Source organism: Helicobacter sp. MIT 05-5293, from assembly GCF_000765665.2.
In the GTDB taxonomy this organism is placed as follows: Bacteria; Campylobacterota; Campylobacteria; order Campylobacterales; family Helicobacteraceae; genus Helicobacter_C.
In genome coordinates this window covers 235,931-252,833 of sequence record NZ_JROZ02000001.1, presented here as the reverse complement: position 1 = coordinate 252,833, position 16,903 = coordinate 235,931, and the positions used below count along the sequence as shown (strand labels likewise).

The window sequence follows — 16,903 nt, the reverse complement described above, 5'->3', positions numbered from 1 at the left end:
TCGAAGGTTCTATCAACTTGCTTCAAGGAATCTCTATGTCAGATAAACCTGAAAAAAACGCCAAAAAAGCCAAAGAAATCAATACAGAATTAGAAAATCTTTTTAAAGAAGAAGATAGTGATTATATCACTTATGAAAAAATTGCTCAAACATTACTTAAAGCTCCAACTGCTGCTCAAGTAAAAAAAATCAAAGAACTTAGCAAAAAATACAACAAACAATTGCTTAGCTCTTCAGAAGTAGCAAAAATGCTTAATACTCAAGAGCAGATTCAACGTCAAGAAAACAAACAAAAAATGTTGAGTGAAGAGCTCGAAGATGAGTTTGATTTTATGAAAGACAAAGAATTGCTTGAGTGGAGCAGAAGCGATAGCCCTGTGCGTATGTATCTCCGAGAAATGGGACAAATACCTCTTTTAGTCAAAGAAGAGGAAATTAGCTTGAGCAAGAAAATTGAGCTGGGTGAAAACACTATTCTTGATGCCATTTGTTCTGTCCCTTATTTGATTGATTTTATTTATGACTACAAGGACGCGCTCATTAATCGTGAAAGACGCGTCAAGGAATTGTTTAAAAGTTTTGACGATGAGGAAGAAGAGGAAAATGATGACGATGAATTCGATATGCTCGAAGAAGATGAAGCGACACAAAAAACAAATTCAAAGCGAGATCAAAAACGTATCGAAAAAGTAGTGGAAAGCTTTAAGGCATTAGATAAAGCCAAAAAAGAATGGCTAAAAATACTAGAAACCCCTATCGCAGAAGACGAAGATGAACTAATGTATATCCTTCTACTTTCGCACAAAAAACATATTCTTAAATCGCGTCTTTTAGACTTGGGACCCACAAGCAAGCTTATCAGTGAACTTGTAAAAGCAATGGAAAATACTCTTAAAAGTGGTGATGGTTTTGAAAAAGAACTTAAGCGTCTTGAGTATAAATTACCCCTTTTTAATGAAGCTCTCATTGAAAATCATCAAAAGATTCTCTCTCAAATCACAACAATGACGCGCGATGAAATTGCTGCAATGGTGCCAGAGACAACAATGGTCAGCGTTTATATTGAGCTCAAAAAACTTTTCCAAACAAAAGAGGCCAGTGAGGGGGGGTTTAACCTCGAGCCAGAAAAACTCAAAGAAATCTTAGAGCAAATCAAGCGAGGAAAATCCATTTCAGACAAAGCAAAAGCAAAAATGGCAAAATCTAATCTCCGCCTTGTAGTAAGTATCGCTAAACGTTATACAAATCGCGGATTGCCTTTCCTTGATTTGATACAAGAGGGTAATATCGGGTTAATGAAAGCAGTCGATAAATTTGAATACAAAAAAGGTTTTAAATTTTCTACTTATGCAACTTGGTGGATTCGTCAAGCAATTTCACGCGCAATCGCCGATCAAGCCCGCACTATTCGTATCCCGATTCATATGATTGAAACCATTAACAGAATCCACAAAATTATGCGCAAACATGTGCAAGAAACAGGCAAAGAACCCGATATTGAATACATTGCCAAAGAAGTAGGTTTGCCTATTGATAAAGTGAAAAATGTGATCAAAATCACCAAAGAACCAGTGAGCCTTGATGCACCAATCGGCAGTGATGACGATGGTAAATTTGGAGATTTTGTAGAAGACAAAAGCTCGGTTGGTCCGATGGACTACATTTTAAAAGAAGATTTAAAAGTGCAGATTGATGAAGTGCTTGAACAACTTAACGACAGAGAAAAAGCAGTCATTCGAATGCGTTTTGGACTGCTTGATGATGAAAGTGATCGCACTTTAGAAGAAATTGGCAAAGAATTAAATGTTACGCGTGAGAGAGTGCGACAAATAGAATCTAGTGCAATCAAAAAACTCAAACACCCAAAAGTAGGACGGAAACTTAAAAATTATATTGAAGAATAAAGTTTCTTAATCTATTAATCAACACAAGCTGTGGGAGATTCTAATACAACAAGGTCTGATCTTTCATAGCGGTTGTGTCCTTGCAGCGATTTTTTATATCTCCAACATTTGATAGCTTCTTTTAATGATTTTCCTTGATTGTCTGCAAAAAAATCCCTTATATAGATATTGTATTCAAACTGCTTATCAATCTCTGGTTTTTTCTGTTTTTTCTTTTTAAGAATACGATAATAAGCTATGATAGCTTCCTGATAAGTTTTGCCCGCATTATTCTTTAACCACTTTTGAAAGGCAACATTAAAGGAAAAACTGCTACCGATAGATTCTCTAAAAAATACCCTGTGTTTTTGAGAACAAACAAAGGGGCTTTCAATCTTTGTATTTTTGTTAATATCAAATAAAAATGTTGTTTGTTTCTTTTGGTTTGATGCGGGAAGTATCTCTCCTGTATCAAGAAAATGAACAATCCGCTCTGTTATTTCTATCTTCCCTCCCGAAATAGGCAAATGATTTTTCCTACAAAAATCAATCAATTCTTGCTTCAAATAATAATAATCGCGAAATGCTTTACTATCAAGGTTTTTATCTAAAATAGGTCTTTGAGAGACTTCATTTTTCACATTCACCGACAATCCTTTTTTAAAATTTTACTCAAAAACACTGAAAAATATCTCAAATCAACCTATTCTGATTCTAAAATATTTATGTTATTTTTAGGTTATTGCGATAGAATCCTAACTTCATTTATACCAAATCAAGGAGGTCAAAATGGCTTTAGATGTGGCAAAAAAGAAAGAGATTATCTCAAAATTTGCAAGAGATGATAAAGATACAGGTTCTTGTGAAGTGCAAGTAGCTTTACTCACACACAGAATCAGCAATCTTACAGAACACCTTAAAGCAAATCCCAAAGATCACTCAAGCCGATTAGGGCTTTTAAAACTTGTGGGACAAAGAAAATCATTGCTTTCTTACCTTAAAAAAACGCAATATCATCGTTACACAAAACTAATCGCTGAACTTAAACTCAAGGATCGCTAAAGAGGTCGAAACATTCTCTAAACTTGTGTTAGAGAATGTCCTCATTTTGCTCCAACTTCAATTTATTTTATACATTAATCTTATGCTTTGCCTTATGAAACACTAACATCAATAATACACAACACATACCCGTAAAAATCACTTCTCCAAAAGAATTAAGAGCCTTTGTATGACTAGTAATCAAGATTCCAAACGATAAACCAGTCGTGATTGAAGAAAAGAATATCGCATGAGCAGTGCGTGGATTATCTCCCTCTTTCACTGAATAAATACCATAATCAACGCTCACAACCACCAAAATCAATAAAGCAAAAAGGTGCATAATATTTAAAGGGCTATGCAAAGCCACAACAAACAATGCCGCCGATAAGGGGAATAAAATAAACACTACCGCATCAAAAAACGCTCCCTTAGCTGTGAAGAAAAGTGTGCTTATCATCAAGACAAAAGCAATGCCTAACACAACAAGCATAGGCTGATAAATGCCATCGGTCAAATGGTCCATAATGCTTTGCAAAGGACGCGTTTCAATATTGGCAGAATCTTTAGCAAAATGCTCTGTGATATTTTGTTGTTGAGATAAATCAGAATCAAGATTCTGTGCGAACTTTTGCACCAAAGCCAAATCTACCTTCTCAATCTCTGCAAGATAATAATATTGCAAAGAATCTTTATCATCTGTAACTAAGGCAAATCCTAGCTTACCCAATGTATCCATATCTAAAATAGGCTCTTGAGGAAGATCATAGCTCATTTGGAGCATTGCAAAAAGTTGATGAATAGAATCATCTTTTGCCTCTTTAGTCATCTTTGCTTGAAGGTTTGGGAGCAACGCTTTTAAAATCGCCTTGTTTTGCTGCATATTATCTGATTGCAAATAAGCCCTATTCGCCTCTATCTGTGTTTGTGTAGGAAGTAAGGATAGAGGGATAAAAGTAGGATTGCTGCTTGTAGATTCTGTATTAATTTTTTGTTGCAAAGATTTACTTAACATAATCAAATTTTCCACGCTAGAAGCCGATAATAAAATCTGCGTTTTATCTTCATTTAAAGCTTTATCAAAAAAATCCCTCTCTGCAAGCATTGGCTCATTTTGATAGTCAAGTTTAGAGAGGTCAAAATCAAGTTTGAGATGACTTGCGCTAAAAGCAAAAAACACAAATGCTAAGGTAAGAAAAATCACACTAGGCACACGCGGGAATCGCAAAGATGCTAGATAAGGAAACAATCGAGGCTGACTAAAACCGATGCGCGGATACAAAAATGCAAAGCTAATATAAGCAATACTAAGCGAAATAATCGCATAAAGCGCAAGTTGAGCAAGAAGCGGAAAAGGGATAAATAAACACGCTCCAAAGCCCACAATCGTAGTAATATACCCATAAAAAACAGGACGATTAAAAACGCGTTTATTTTGCGCGTAAAGACCAAAAAAATTATGGTGCATCATATAATCAATGGCAATATTTGAAATCCCCATACCAAAGCTAAGAGCCATAATAGTAACCTTTGGATACACACTAGACACGACAAAAATCGCAATAATATTTGAGCAAATCAAAGTGCATATTGTATTAAGCGTCAAAAGAGGAATACGGATAATTACAAAATAAAGCGTGATAAAAACAAGCGAAGCAAATCCTAACAAAAAATTCACTTCACTAAGGATAAGATCAAGATTCTCAACCATCATAAACTTAGGTGAAAAATAATGCAGTGTCGGATAATCTTTTGCAATCTCTCTAAAATCTTGCAAAGTTTGTTTCATCGGCTTGTCATCCAAACTTTTGAGCTCTACTAATGCCATATAGCCATAATCTTTAGCCATAAGTGTTTTAGGGGCACTCTGCGGCAATGCAAATAATCCCAAAGGATCAAGAGGATTGATAAGACCCATAGATAATTTTTGAGCAATTTGAGCTTGACTAAGAAGAGGGGGATTAGAATCCTTTGGAGACGCAAGGTAAAGATAATTTTTAGTGATAAAGTCTTCAAGTTCCGCGCTTGGCTTTGCTTCTTTTTGTGTCGAGATGACATTATCTAAAGATTCTATACGCTTAAGAAGAGTGTCTAACTCTTGATTTGATGATTCATCAAAACCTTTAATCGCTACAGGGATATAATTGGAAGCTGAAAACTGCTGATAAATATCAATAATCTTACGATCTTGCGTTGTGGGAAATAAGTCAAGCACTTCTTGGGTGATTTTCTGCGTTTGGAAGAAAAGTAAAAATGCTCCTCCTAACAATGCAAACAAGATAAAATTGACATAACGAAGCATAAAGAATCCTTTGTATAAAGAAAATATTGTTCCCCTCACAATGTGCAATACATTTTAGCATTATACCTAAAATGTATTGACAGAAAGATTTGCAAACAAAGGATTAAATGCGCAATACGACTTAAATCTTAAAAGGATTTTCAATTACCTTTTTTCGATCAACGATATAAGGAATCAAAGCCATATGACGCGCTCTTTTGATTGCTACTTCTACGCGTTCTTGCCATCGTTTAGTATTGCCTGTCAAGCGTCTTGGCATAATTTTATAACGTTCAGAAAGCGAGTGTTTTAACATCTCTACATCTTTGTAGTCGATAAATTCGAGTTTAGCTTCTGTGTATCGGCAGTAACGTTTTGAGTATTTTTTCTTTTCCATTGTATCTCCTTGAATTTTTAGAAAGGTATATCTTCATCATCGATATTGATTTCAGGGATATTTTGGGGATAATTTGTGTTATCCACATTCCCGACATTCGCACTAGGCGCACTATAAGCATTAGTATAATTAGTATTTTGAGCATTATCACTTGCCGACTTAGAATCCAACATTTGCATCGATTCAGCAGTGATTGTGTGTTTGCTTCTTTTTGCGCCACTTTGATCAGTCCAGCTTTCCAAAGTCAATCGTCCCTCAATCAGAATCCGACTGCCTTTGCGCAAATATTGATTAGCGACTTCAGCACTGCGTCCAAAAAGTTTTACATCTACAAAGCACACTTCTTCGCCTAAGCTTCCATCTTGTTTTTTGTATCTTCGATTACTCGCTAAACCAATGGTTGCTAAAGCACTCCCACTTGGCAAATATCGTAACTCCACATCACGGGTGAGATTGCCCATTATGATGACCTTATTATACATATCTAGCTACCCTTATTTTACTTTTATGATTGAGCCGATTCTTTAGCTTCTTCTTGGCTTGGTTGTGCAGATTCAGATTCTGTATTTTCAGCTACTTTTTTGGCTTTGCTAGGTTTAGATTCTACTTTGCCATTTGCCCTATCGACTAAAGTGCGCCACGCATTTTGCTCCTTCTTGCTTTCGTATTTGATAACGATAAATCGTAAGACTTCTTCGTTGATTCGATAATTTCTCTCTAATTCTGCAATCAATTGTGGCAATGCCTTAAAATAAATAACAAAATAATAACCTCGCTTGTTCTTCTTAATCTCATAGGCAAGATTACGCATACCCATATCAAGACAAGCCTCAATCTCTGCACCATTTTTGGTGAGAACTTCCTTAAAAAATTCAATCCGTGCTTTAATCTCTTCTTCTACAAGTGTAGGTTTGAGAATAAACATTGTTTCATAAAACTTCATTATCGCTCCTTTTGGTGTATCCGCCCTTTGGTAAGACCAAAGAGCAAGGGTATAAACTGCGGATTCTATCTTATTAATGCTTGAATTTTTATTAAAGCATTGTAGGATTGTTTGGATTGCCCTTTGCTCACATCATAACGCCATTGGGAAAGAATCTCAAAAATACGAGCATAATCTTGCTCTTTTAAGCGAATACAATAATGCGATAGTCTTTGGGTGATTTGTTGCGGTGGATTAAAACCTAAAATTTCTACAGCATTAGCCTTGCCGTGAATCTTGATATAAGCAAAAAACAAAAAAAGCTGGTAAAAAAATCTCTGAATCTCACTAATCATCATTATCTCATTCACACCTTCTTCATAAATCGCATGCAGGATCTCTAAAAATGGCTTCTTATCCATAAGCGCATAATTAAGCTCTTCGACACTAAAACTCGCCACACCATCACACAGCACATTAACATCACCCAATTCAATCGTCTTAGGTTGATTGTCTGTTTTATAAATCACAAACTTCTCAAGCTCCTTGCTTGCAATACCAATGTCATTATTATGCAAACTCAAAATATGGCTTAGCAAACGATCATCAATGACCAAGCCTAATTCCCTAGCCCTCTCTTGCAAAAACATTTTACATTCATCAAATTGTGGCGTAAAAAATCGCACTTCAGCAATGTCGTTGCCCTTAAGTTCAGGATTCTTAAATGATGCCACAAATGCCTTACAATCTCTCATATATTCCCCTAATGACTTAGAGGCTGGAGCATAATACTCGATAATCAAAGCATTTTGAGGATAACGAGCAATAGACTTTAAAAACGATTGAATCTCTTTTGCGGGTAATTTTTGCGTTGTCTTGATAACCACAAGAGATTGTCCGCCAAATAAAGAACCTTGCGACAAAAGCGCATTGACACTCTCAAATTGATACTCATCAAAATAAAAAGTCGTTTTTTCTTCACTTTGTGTGGTGATATTTTGAGCAATCTTTTTACTATAATAATTAATCAAAAATTCACTCTCACCATAAAGCAAACTTGCTCTTGGAGCGGTTTTTTTGAGTAATGTGTCAAGCTGTGATTTATACATAAAAATCCTTTTGTTTTACAGAATCTCCCTTGTTTGTCAATCGTATCTCGCCATAAATAATCCCTCTTACTCTATCGACATTGACAATCTCAACAGACACAAGTGCAAATTTTTCTAAAGATTGAGGGAGCAAAATCTTTGCTTCGGGAATTATATCAAGCGCGACACAATGAGAAATCTCATCAATCACAAGAGCTTGACACATCAGCGGTTTTGAATCTTGCTCCAAAAGAAATGCAGTATAACGAAGCATCTTAAGATGATAAAAATATTGCTCAATATGACTTATTTGCTTTTCTTTTACATTAAGATCCTCTGCAATGCCATTTAAAGATTCAAGCAAAAAGGTGAGATTTTTTTCTTGGTGCAAAATCGCTTTTAAAATCCGATGCACGACCAAATCACTATATCGGCGAATCGGTGAGGTAAAATGCGTATAAGATTCAAATCCCAAACCAAAATGCCCCACATTAGTCGTGCTATAAGTCGCCTTGGCAAACGATCTGATAATCGCGCTATCAAGCAAATCTCTTAAAGTCTCATTATGACTCTGTGTTTGGAGATGCGTAATCAATGTGTGCAGATTCTTAGAATCTAACACTTCAAAGCCTAGATTCTCAAGCTCCCACATCAGCATTCTAATGCGCTCTTCTTTTGGTGGAGGGTGGATTCTAAAAAGAGCTTTAGGTGTGTGAGATTGGAGCATTTTTGCACTTTGCGTGTTAGCAAGCAGCATAGATTCCTCAATAATACTATGTGCAAAAGTCTGTTTATGCTTATGCCAACCACAAACAAAAGCATCTTGATTTAGCTCCAAAATAATTTCTTGATGATTAAATTCATAACCATAACACAAACGATTCTCTTTATATTTCTGCACATACGGGATATAGGCTTTGAGCCATTGAGTGATATTTTTGGGAATAGTATGTTTGCTTCTTGGGTGATTAAGCCATTGATTGATTTGCTCATAAGAAACATTCGCATACGACTTTATGATCGCCTCAAACAATCGAGATTCTATCACTTGCGCGTTTTCATCAAGTGTGATTTGCCACACCATCGCCAATCGATCCTCATTAGGGAGTAAAGAACAAATATGCGCACTAAGTGCAAAAGGCAGCATTGGCACAACCTTGTGAGGAAAATAAATACTGAATCCTCGTTTGCGTGCTTCATTATCAAGCACACTATTGATACTTACATATTCACTCACATCAGCGATTGCCACATAAAGTGTGTGTGTTTTAGAATCAAAATAAATCGCATCATCATGATCTTTGGCATCAATAGGATCAATCACGCAAAAAGGCAAATGCCGTAAATCCTCACGAGAAGGATACATACTCGCCTCTACGACTTGCCCAAAAGAATCTGCCATTTTTAATGCTTCTTCACTAAATACTTCTTGCTTGTCATAATATCCTAGCACGATTTTTTCATCAATATGCGCATCATCAAGCACACCCAAGACTTCAGTAATATTTTTGCTTTGCAATTCAAGTTTTACCACACAATTTTTAGGCAATACTTTGAGTGATTTTTGTGAGACATTCACATCTACAAGCACATTTTCCATAGAATTACTCAACGCAAACGCCTTGTATCGACCCTTATTCATCACAATAAGAGCAATAATATGCGTTTGAGGAGAAAAAAGCGTGGTGATATATCGCGCGTTTGTGCGTTTTTTAGTTGTTTTGTGTGATTTCACACCCTTAGCCGTATTTATCTTTGCAAGGATAACATCGCCTTTTTTCAGTCCAAATCCTCCTTGCACAACCCAATCTCGCGTGTGTGCAGGATTAAAACTTTTTAAAAAAACTTTCTTGCTGCGGGAAATATCAATACTGCCGATGACAAAATCCGACTTGAGCGTGCAAAAATCCCCTTTAATCTCCAAAACGCCAAAGCTCTTTAGACGCTCTAATGCCCATATAAAAGATTTGTGAATCTGTCGCATTGGACAGCCAGTCGCGATAAGCGCATAAAATGACAGCATAGTGCGCCTTTAAATAAAAGCCTTATGACGCCACAATGTCAGAATCTCTTTCAATTTCTTTGGGCGAAAACCTAATTGCTCACAACAAACATTAAAACAAAAAGAATTCTGCGTTTGGCGCGAATGCAAATGCCCATGGATATTCAACGAACAATCCGCAAATTTAAACGCATCATCAAGCACATCACGGGTTTTGGCAAAACGATCGTTTTGCTTGCGATTAAACACCGGGAAATGCGAAAACATAATGCGCTCATGATCATAATCGACAACCAAAGCATTAAAATACACATCATCTTTGAGTGCGCTTTTGCCGTATTTATTTTTTAAAGCCTCAAGAATCGTATCTTTTTGTTCTATTTCTAGACGCAAACCCCTTTGCACACGCCAATCTTTAAGTTCTTTAAGCTTAGGGTAACGCTCGACATCGTTATTACCCACAATCAAACCTTTTTTGCCATTCAGATTCTTTAAGTATTTGAATCCACCCGGATAATACAAATCTCCCAAATGCAAAACAAAATCTTTTTTACCTACTTCTTCATTCCATAAACTTTGATGAAGCGTATAAAAATCCTCATATCCATATGCTTGAGCCGCTCTCAAACGACTAGGCTCTTTTACTAATGCTGCCTTATGTCCAAAATGACTATCTGAAATAAGAAAAGTATCAGAATCAATAGAAAATGTCATTTTAAAAACCCTTTAATAATCTTTTGGCAATATAGCCATCAATCACGCGTTCTCCATTACTACCTTGAAACACATAATAAATATGCGCCCATTCACCCTCAATACTAAGAATCTCCATTTCTCGCCCTAAAGGTGCTTTTGCGATACTTGCAGATTCTTGCGAAGGTGCTAAACGCACATTTGCCACATTCACAATCACTCGTGCATTGACCTTATAATCCCTCTTTTGAGAATCTTTCACAGAATCGTTAGCGGGTTTTGATAGATTAGATACAGGCGTATCTTTGCCGACACTTGGAGATTCTAAAGTTACGCTTTTAGCATCAGAATCTAATGGCGAGTGCAAAAGAGGTGATGCGTTTGTCGCCTTAGGCGGCGTCTCAATCAACGCTTGAGAGATGACATAACCTTGCGGTGCTTTTATCTTACTCCATTTTCCCTCATTGCTTACAATCTCTACTTTTGCACCCATTGCAAGCTTGCCTACAATCGCGCTTTGTGTGCTAGGAGACAAACGCACATTCACACCTTTTTGAGACTTTACATACGCAACCACAGAATCTCGTGTTTGTGCTTTTGAAACATTCGGCTTTTTAGTTTCTTGAGATGCTTTGTGATTAGATTCTCTTAAGGGCGATGGAGGCGTTTGAGATTTGGGCAATGCGTGAATCTTATCATTCTCATTAACAGCTAAAGCTAGTTTCTTCGCAAGAGGCGAATGAGGTGCAGGCTGATAAGCGACATTGATAAATGTCGATGAATAAACAGGAATAGGCGCAAAAGAAATTGTAAGCATCGCGCTAAAAGCCTTATCTTTATAAATTTCCGCGCGATAAATCTGCCCATTTTTATCTAAAGAGAATCTTGGGATAAAATCTTTCTTATAGATTGTAACTCCCGTCTCATTGGGGCGTTCAGATGTATCATTAGGCTTAACATAACCAATCACATTCACACGATGATCTGCAATTGGTTCAAATTCAATACTCTCTTTCACCTCGATGATTGATCCCACAGGCACGACTTTACGCACACCATCAATAATAACTTTCACAGATTCTAAGTCATTATCAAACTCAATCCAATCTGGATAAAGGGTGCTTAAAGTCTTGTAGCCGTATTTTAGCTCCACAGCACCTTTGCTTTGATTGACAAGACCAAGTATGCGACTTTGGGATTGAATAGTAAGATTCTTCAATGAAACATTTTTGGGCAAAGGGAAATGTGTCAATTGAGGACGCAAATCAACAAGTGGTAAGGAGATTCTCTCCTCAATCTTCATCTGCAAAATGGAGGGCGAAAGGATTTGAGAGACATTTTTAGGAGTGAGTTCAAAATCACGCTCAAAGCCAATACCAAGCTGTCCCATCAACGATTCAATGGCTAAGAGATGATAATACACTCTCGTATGCAAATCAAGCTCTTTACTTGCCTCATTTGTGAGTGCAGGCTTTCTAATCGAAAGCGAATAAAAAGTCAAAGCCTTAAGCTGCTCTTGATCACTTTTGGCTTTTGTGTCGGTGTTATGCACATGGTAAGCATGTATGGGTGCAAGGATATGCTGATTAATATCTGCAACCATTTGCGTTACAAAACCCTCTAATTCGCCATATTTTACCCCCTCAAGCACAGGCTGATCAACAACCGAGCAATTCCCCCAACGATGTGGATTCAGTAGCGCATTGACATAATGCGAACGCCAATAACCACTCCCATCGTGAAGATGCAGAGAAATATCAATTTCTGGTTGGGCAAGGAGCTCTTTAATACGCATAATAGTCGCATAATCAGGATCATTGGAAGATAAAGCGGCAAATTTGCGATTCATATCACCATACACACCTCGCATATTTGCAAACATTCCGTGAGGATTCACCACAGGCACAACCCACACACTGCCCTTTGTAATTTTATAATGCCGTAAAAACAAATCGCTTGAATAATACGCACCGGGTTCATCGCCATGTATGCCACCCATAAGCAATAAAGTCGGTGCTCTTTTGTCTCCCTCGTTGAGCTTGTATAACTCAAAATCACGCACAAGATTCTCTGCATTCACCACACTTAAGAATACTAGAAGCCCTATAAGCCATTTAGCTATCACTTATTTACCTTTGATCTTTTTGCGTCTTTGTTCGCGTTCTTCTTCCATTTCTTTATATAAAACAGCACAAGCCTTTGCCAACTCTCGAATCTGTAAGATATAATTTTGTCTCTGTGATACCGAAATCGCTCCTCGCGCATCAAGGATATTAAAAAAATGACTTGTAAGCATTGTGTAATCATAAGCCACAAGCGGGATTCTCTCCTGCAAACATTTCTTTGCTTCAAGTGTGTATTGTCCTAAAAGCTCAAAAAGCATCGTTGTCGTAGCAACCTCAAAATGATACTTTGAAAACTCATACTCGCCTTGTAAATGCACATCGGCATAATACATCGCCTCACGTTGTGAAGTTTTTTCACTCCATAAAATATCAAAAATATTCTCCACACCTTGTATATACATCGCTAAACGCTCTACCCCATAGGTAATCTCCACAGCCACAGGGTGGCAGGGAATCCCTCCTACTTGCTGAAAATAGGTAAATTGCGTAACTTCCATACCATCAAGCCATACTTCCCAGCCAAGTCCCCAAGCACCAAGCGTTGGGGATTCCCAATTATCTTCTACAAATCGCACATCATGAGCTTTGAGATCCAATCCCAATGCTTCTAAGCTTTTTAAATAAAGCTCTTGTATGCGATCAGGACTAGGTTTGATAAGCACTTGAAATTGGTAATAACTCCCCAAACGATTAGGATTCTCACCATATCGCCCATCAGTAGGTCGGCGAGAAGGAGCGACATAGGCGACACTCCATGGCTTAGAATCCAAACTCCTTAGCAAAGTCGCAGGGTGAAATGTCCCCGCACCCGCAGGAATATCATAAGGTTGGACAATCAAACAGCCTTGTTTTTTCCAAAATTCTTGCAAGGTGAGCAAAATATCTGAAAAACTTAACATTACACTCCTTTAGATATTGTGTTTAAATACCATTTTGTTGCGTGGGATTCCTAAAAAATTTGCCACAACATCACATTTAATTTTAAAAAGCAAAAATAATCGTTCGTCTTTATAAGATTCTAAACACTCAAAATTTCCCATTCCCTTAGCAAGAATCACACTAGAAGTATCAAAAATCTTTTGTGTTTGGGCATTTGCATCACGATACACAAAACCCGGGCTTCGCACACCAGAATCAAGCAAAGTGCAAAATCGTTCGATTGAACGCGCATCTCCACTCATATCCGCCATTGTCAAATCATTAATAATCGGCTTTCCTCGCACAGCATAGTAAATTGCAAGTGTCGGATATAATATTTTTAATGTCGCAAGCAACACTTCGTCAAAATAATTTTCACCTGCATTGTCTGCGAGATAAAGCATAATTCTAGCATTTTGTATCTTATTTATAAATCCATTTATGTCAAAAAATGCAAATTCTAATCCCAAAGGATCAAAATCTGCCTCTTCAAAAGAAAAAGTGCTTTGAGAGCCATAGTCAATCACATTGCCTATTACCGCAACCTTGATCGCCCACGCTAAAAGCTTTTCTTTGTGCGAATCTGACGAGGGCAAATCCGACACAGGCAGGGAGCTTAAATCAGATTCTAGAAAATCCAATATATTAGGCAAAGGAGGAGGGAAAATACCTAAGATAGCCTTAAGAGCATATTTTGCTTTGCACATACTTTCTTGTTTGATGCGCAAAAAAGGATCACTTACGCCCAGCATTGTCGAGAGATTTTCATACACATCAATAGCGATTTGTGGTGGTGCAGAATCTACAGGAGGGGCGATGCGTAAAGGTGCGAGAATCTTTTGAGTTGCCAAACACACATCAAGATTCTGATCTTTTAAAGAAGAAGAAAAATGTTGAATCTGTCGTTGCAGACAATCAAAGCATGTATGTTGGGCGATCATTTAGGCTCTGTCATATTAGATACTTTTCCCCACATCAAACGATATTTACGCTTCATAAATTCAATCTCTTCTCTTGAACGCTCCAATTCCGCGCGTAGGGTTTCCATTGTCTTTTTATCATCATCATAAACTTCTTGCATCGAAATGAGTGCGTCTTTCAAAAATGTATTTTCATTTTTAAATGCACTAATGGTTTCATCTTTTGCCGCGACAACTTTATCGTGTAATCCTAGAATCGTTGAGATAGTTTTTTCTACAAATACCGGATCAAGCTCTTTACCGCTCATATCTGCTGAAACAAGCCCAGATTCAACCCTTTTGACTAACGCCGAAGTGCCACTTGTCGCATCAATAAAAATTTTATTATCTTCTTTTTTGCTTTTAATACTGCCTTCATTAATCAAATCCAAAATCTTCGTCTCATCTAGCCCGGAAAGCTTGACAAATTCTTCTAAAATTAGCCAAGTCGTTTCAGAATTTATGTTCGAGGTATTTTCATTTGAGACATTCGTGCTAGGTGCATTTTCCATATAATCCCCCTATGAAATTTTCACTTCAATATCTGCCGAATCTAGCTCAACTTTTTTGGCTTTCATCACACGATCTTCAACGAGTTTGCCCGCAAGCTCATCATTTTTCAGACTAAGAATCTGCATTGCCAAATAAGCGGCATTAATCGCGCCTGCTTTACCGATACTCACCGTTGCTACAGGCATTGAGCTGGGCATTTGCACTGTCGAAAGCAGCGCATCTAAGCCATCAAGCGCGCCTCCGCTTAATGGCACACCAATGACGGGTTTGCAAGTTTGAGAAGCAATCGCCCCAGCAAGGTGAGCTGCCATACCTGCTGCTCCAATGAATACTTGCGCTCCACGCGCTTGAGCATCTTTAATATAAGATTTTGTCCTATCGGGCGAACGATGCGCTGATGAAATGATCACCTCATAAGCAACATCAAATTTTTTAAGCACTTCTACGCATTCGCTCATCACCGCCCAATCGCTTTTACTCCCCATAATCACACTTACAAAATCCATTATATGCTCCTTAAATCATACTTTACAAAAACGCTAAGCATTTTTAATACCTTTTATGCCTCATCAAGCCAATGCAAAATATTTTCTTTTAGTTGCGAGGTTTTGAGAATCTCACGATGCACTTCAGTTTTACTGAAAAGATTCTCTATGGATTGCGTAATGCACACATTTTGACCCTGAATCTGATATTGACTAATCGCCTTAATCGCCTCTTTATCAACAAGAGCTTGATGAGTGTCTCTTGATGAAATCGCACTTTCCACAATCGGGGCAAATTTACTCCATTCTGCGGTTGAGGCAATCACACATTTACCCAATTTCTCGCGTCCCAAAACTTGTGCGACATAATACCCTACCGCTGTATGAGGATCAATCAAATGCCCTTTCTCAAAAGCAGCTGCAATGCTTTGAAGACATTTCTCATCATCACAAAAAAACGCATCAAAATGTTCTTGCAATAAAGCCAATTCCGATGATGTTAGCGCATATCGGCGTGTTTTTTCAAGACTTTGCATCAATTCCTTCGTGCGCTTTGCCCCATAAAGGTCAAACAATACCCGCTCCACATTGGAACTTTTGAGAATATCCATAGCAGGTGAAAAAGACTTGATAAGCGAACGTTGCGTAATGTCATAAACACCGCTTGTAATAAAATCTGTGAGGATATGATTAGGATTAGACGCTACGACCAAACGCCCAATAGGCAATCCCATTTTCTTTGCATAAAATGCCCCTAAGATATTGCCAAAATTTCCACTAGGGACAATAATAGAAAGCTTTTCACCATAGCTTAAAGAATGCGTTTTTATCAAACTCACATACGCCCAAATATGATAGATAATCTGAAAAACAATGCGTCCGATATTGACAGAATTCGCAGCGGATAATGCAATTTTTCGTTGCGCTAAAGCATCATTAAACGCACTATCAGCCAAAAGCGATTTTAAAGCACTTTGTGCATCATCAAAATCTCCCTCGATTCCCAATACTTTGAGATTATGTGCATTTTGTGTCGTCATTTGCAAACGTTGGACATCACTCGTCCCACCTTGAGGATACAAACACACTACACGGATATTTTCTTTGTGAGCAAAACTTTCTAATGCTGCAGGTCCTGTGTCTCCACTTGTCGCAGTGAGGATTAAATAATCTTGATGTTTTTGTTTGGCAAAACTTGACAAAAGCTTCCCAAAAGGCTGCAAAGCCATATCTTTAAAAGCCCTCGTGGGTCCGTGAAAAAGCTCTAAGATAAAAAGGTCAGAATCTATCTTTTTAACAGGTGCAGGATTAGTAATATCATCAAAACTTTCATAACTTTGCAAGGCTTCTTTAAGGATATGAGTATCTAATCCCAACCCCAATCTTGCAAAAATATCCTCGCAAAGCTCACTATAACTTAATCGTTCAAACCTTGCAATATCGTCCTTGTTCAAAGTAGGCAAAGACTGAAAAGTATAAAGCCCTCCTTCTTTTGCCACAGGCTGCAAAATCGCCTCTTCAAAGCTTACACCTACCGCATCTTCGCTTCTTGTCGAAACCAACAAGTTTTGTCGCCCAGAATCTTTACTCATTTT

General features: G+C 37.6%; 16 protein-coding genes. 2 read left to right on the top strand and 14 right to left on the bottom strand.

The genetic code is table 11. The features are described from left to right. The first annotated feature begins 35 nt into the window (after nucleotides 1–35). Entirely contained in the window at nucleotides 36–1,904 is a 1,869-nt protein-coding gene (rpoD, locus tag LS68_RS01240) for an RNA polymerase sigma factor RpoD (RefSeq protein WP_034369190.1), read from the top strand. 14 nt (nucleotides 1,905–1,918) lie between these two features. Here the strand turns inward: rpoD and LS68_RS01235 are convergent, their stop codons facing one another. Further along, nucleotides 1,919–2,530, bottom strand: coding sequence for a DUF6434 domain-containing protein (locus LS68_RS01235; RefSeq protein WP_199741458.1), 612 nt, complete (start codon nucleotides 2,528–2,530; stop codon nucleotides 1,919–1,921). A gap of 142 nt (nucleotides 2,531–2,672) precedes the next feature. Here LS68_RS01235 and rpsO point away from each other — a divergent pair, with 142 nt between their 5' ends. Further along, complete coding sequence (gene rpsO, locus LS68_RS01230; protein WP_034369193.1) at nucleotides 2,673–2,945, top strand: 30S ribosomal protein S15; 273 nt, start codon at nucleotides 2,673–2,675, stop codon at nucleotides 2,943–2,945. 67 nt (nucleotides 2,946–3,012) lie between these two features. On the opposite strand, the gene LS68_RS01225 is transcribed toward rpsO, so the two are convergent. The 13 genes from LS68_RS01225 to thrC form a co-directional block, all read right to left on the bottom strand. Next, entirely contained in the window at nucleotides 3,013–5,226 is a 2,214-nt protein-coding gene (locus tag LS68_RS01225) for a hypothetical protein (protein ID WP_034369196.1), read from the bottom strand. Between the two features lie 121 nt (nucleotides 5,227–5,347). Further along, complete coding sequence (gene rpsR / locus LS68_RS01220) at nucleotides 5,348–5,602, bottom strand: 30S ribosomal protein S18 (protein ID WP_034369199.1); 255 nt, start codon at nucleotides 5,600–5,602, stop codon at nucleotides 5,348–5,350. 17 nt (nucleotides 5,603–5,619) lie between these two features. Then, nucleotides 5,620–6,084, bottom strand: coding sequence for a single-stranded DNA-binding protein (locus LS68_RS01215; RefSeq protein WP_034369202.1), 465 nt, complete (start codon nucleotides 6,082–6,084; stop codon nucleotides 5,620–5,622). A gap of 23 nt (nucleotides 6,085–6,107) precedes the next feature. After that, the gene (gene rpsF, locus LS68_RS01210; RefSeq protein WP_034369206.1) at nucleotides 6,108–6,545 is read right to left on the bottom strand and encodes a 30S ribosomal protein S6; all 438 of its coding nucleotides are present in this window, start codon (nucleotides 6,543–6,545) and stop codon (nucleotides 6,108–6,110) included. 65 nt (nucleotides 6,546–6,610) lie between these two features. Continuing rightward, the gene (holA, locus tag LS68_RS01205; RefSeq protein WP_034369208.1) at nucleotides 6,611–7,633 is read right to left on the bottom strand and encodes a DNA polymerase III subunit delta; all 1,023 of its coding nucleotides are present in this window, start codon (nucleotides 7,631–7,633) and stop codon (nucleotides 6,611–6,613) included. After that, on the bottom strand, nucleotides 7,626–9,635 hold the full coding sequence (locus LS68_RS01200; RefSeq protein WP_241993639.1) for a ribonuclease R family protein: 2,010 nt from the start codon (nucleotides 9,633–9,635) through the stop codon (nucleotides 7,626–7,628). Before LS68_RS01200 ends, holA begins: the two co-directional genes overlap by 8 nt. Before the next feature lie 9 nt (nucleotides 9,636–9,644). Continuing rightward, entirely contained in the window at nucleotides 9,645–10,328 is a 684-nt protein-coding gene (locus LS68_RS01195; protein ID WP_034369211.1) for a metallophosphoesterase, read from the bottom strand. A gap of 1 nt (nucleotide 10,329) precedes the next feature. Then, the gene (locus LS68_RS01190) at nucleotides 10,330–12,432 is read right to left on the bottom strand and encodes a M99 family carboxypeptidase catalytic domain-containing protein (protein ID WP_241993638.1); all 2,103 of its coding nucleotides are present in this window, start codon (nucleotides 12,430–12,432) and stop codon (nucleotides 10,330–10,332) included. Continuing rightward, nucleotides 12,433–13,332, bottom strand: coding sequence for a glycine--tRNA ligase subunit alpha (gene glyQ / locus LS68_RS01185; RefSeq protein ID WP_034369213.1), 900 nt, complete (start codon nucleotides 13,330–13,332; stop codon nucleotides 12,433–12,435). It abuts the gene before it with no gap. A gap of 9 nt (nucleotides 13,333–13,341) precedes the next feature. Continuing rightward, complete coding sequence (locus LS68_RS01180; protein ID WP_034369215.1) at nucleotides 13,342–14,292, bottom strand: ARMT1-like domain-containing protein; 951 nt, start codon at nucleotides 14,290–14,292, stop codon at nucleotides 13,342–13,344. Continuing rightward, nucleotides 14,289–14,822 carry a DUF3972 domain-containing protein gene (locus tag LS68_RS01175; RefSeq protein ID WP_052100099.1) on the bottom strand — a complete coding sequence of 178 codons (534 nt, stop codon included), beginning with the start codon at nucleotides 14,820–14,822 and terminating at the stop codon, nucleotides 14,289–14,291. The genes LS68_RS01180 and LS68_RS01175 overlap by 4 nt, the downstream gene beginning before the upstream one ends. A gap of 9 nt (nucleotides 14,823–14,831) precedes the next feature. Then, a complete protein-coding gene (gene purE / locus LS68_RS01170; RefSeq protein WP_034369216.1) occupies nucleotides 14,832–15,329 on the bottom strand; it encodes a 5-(carboxyamino)imidazole ribonucleotide mutase in 498 nt (165 codons plus the stop codon). Nucleotides 15,330–15,382: 53 nt separating this feature from the next. Continuing rightward, nucleotides 15,383–16,900, bottom strand: coding sequence for a threonine synthase (thrC, locus tag LS68_RS01165; protein ID WP_034369217.1), 1,518 nt, complete (start codon nucleotides 16,898–16,900; stop codon nucleotides 15,383–15,385). Nucleotides 16,901–16,903 lie beyond the last annotated feature (3 nt).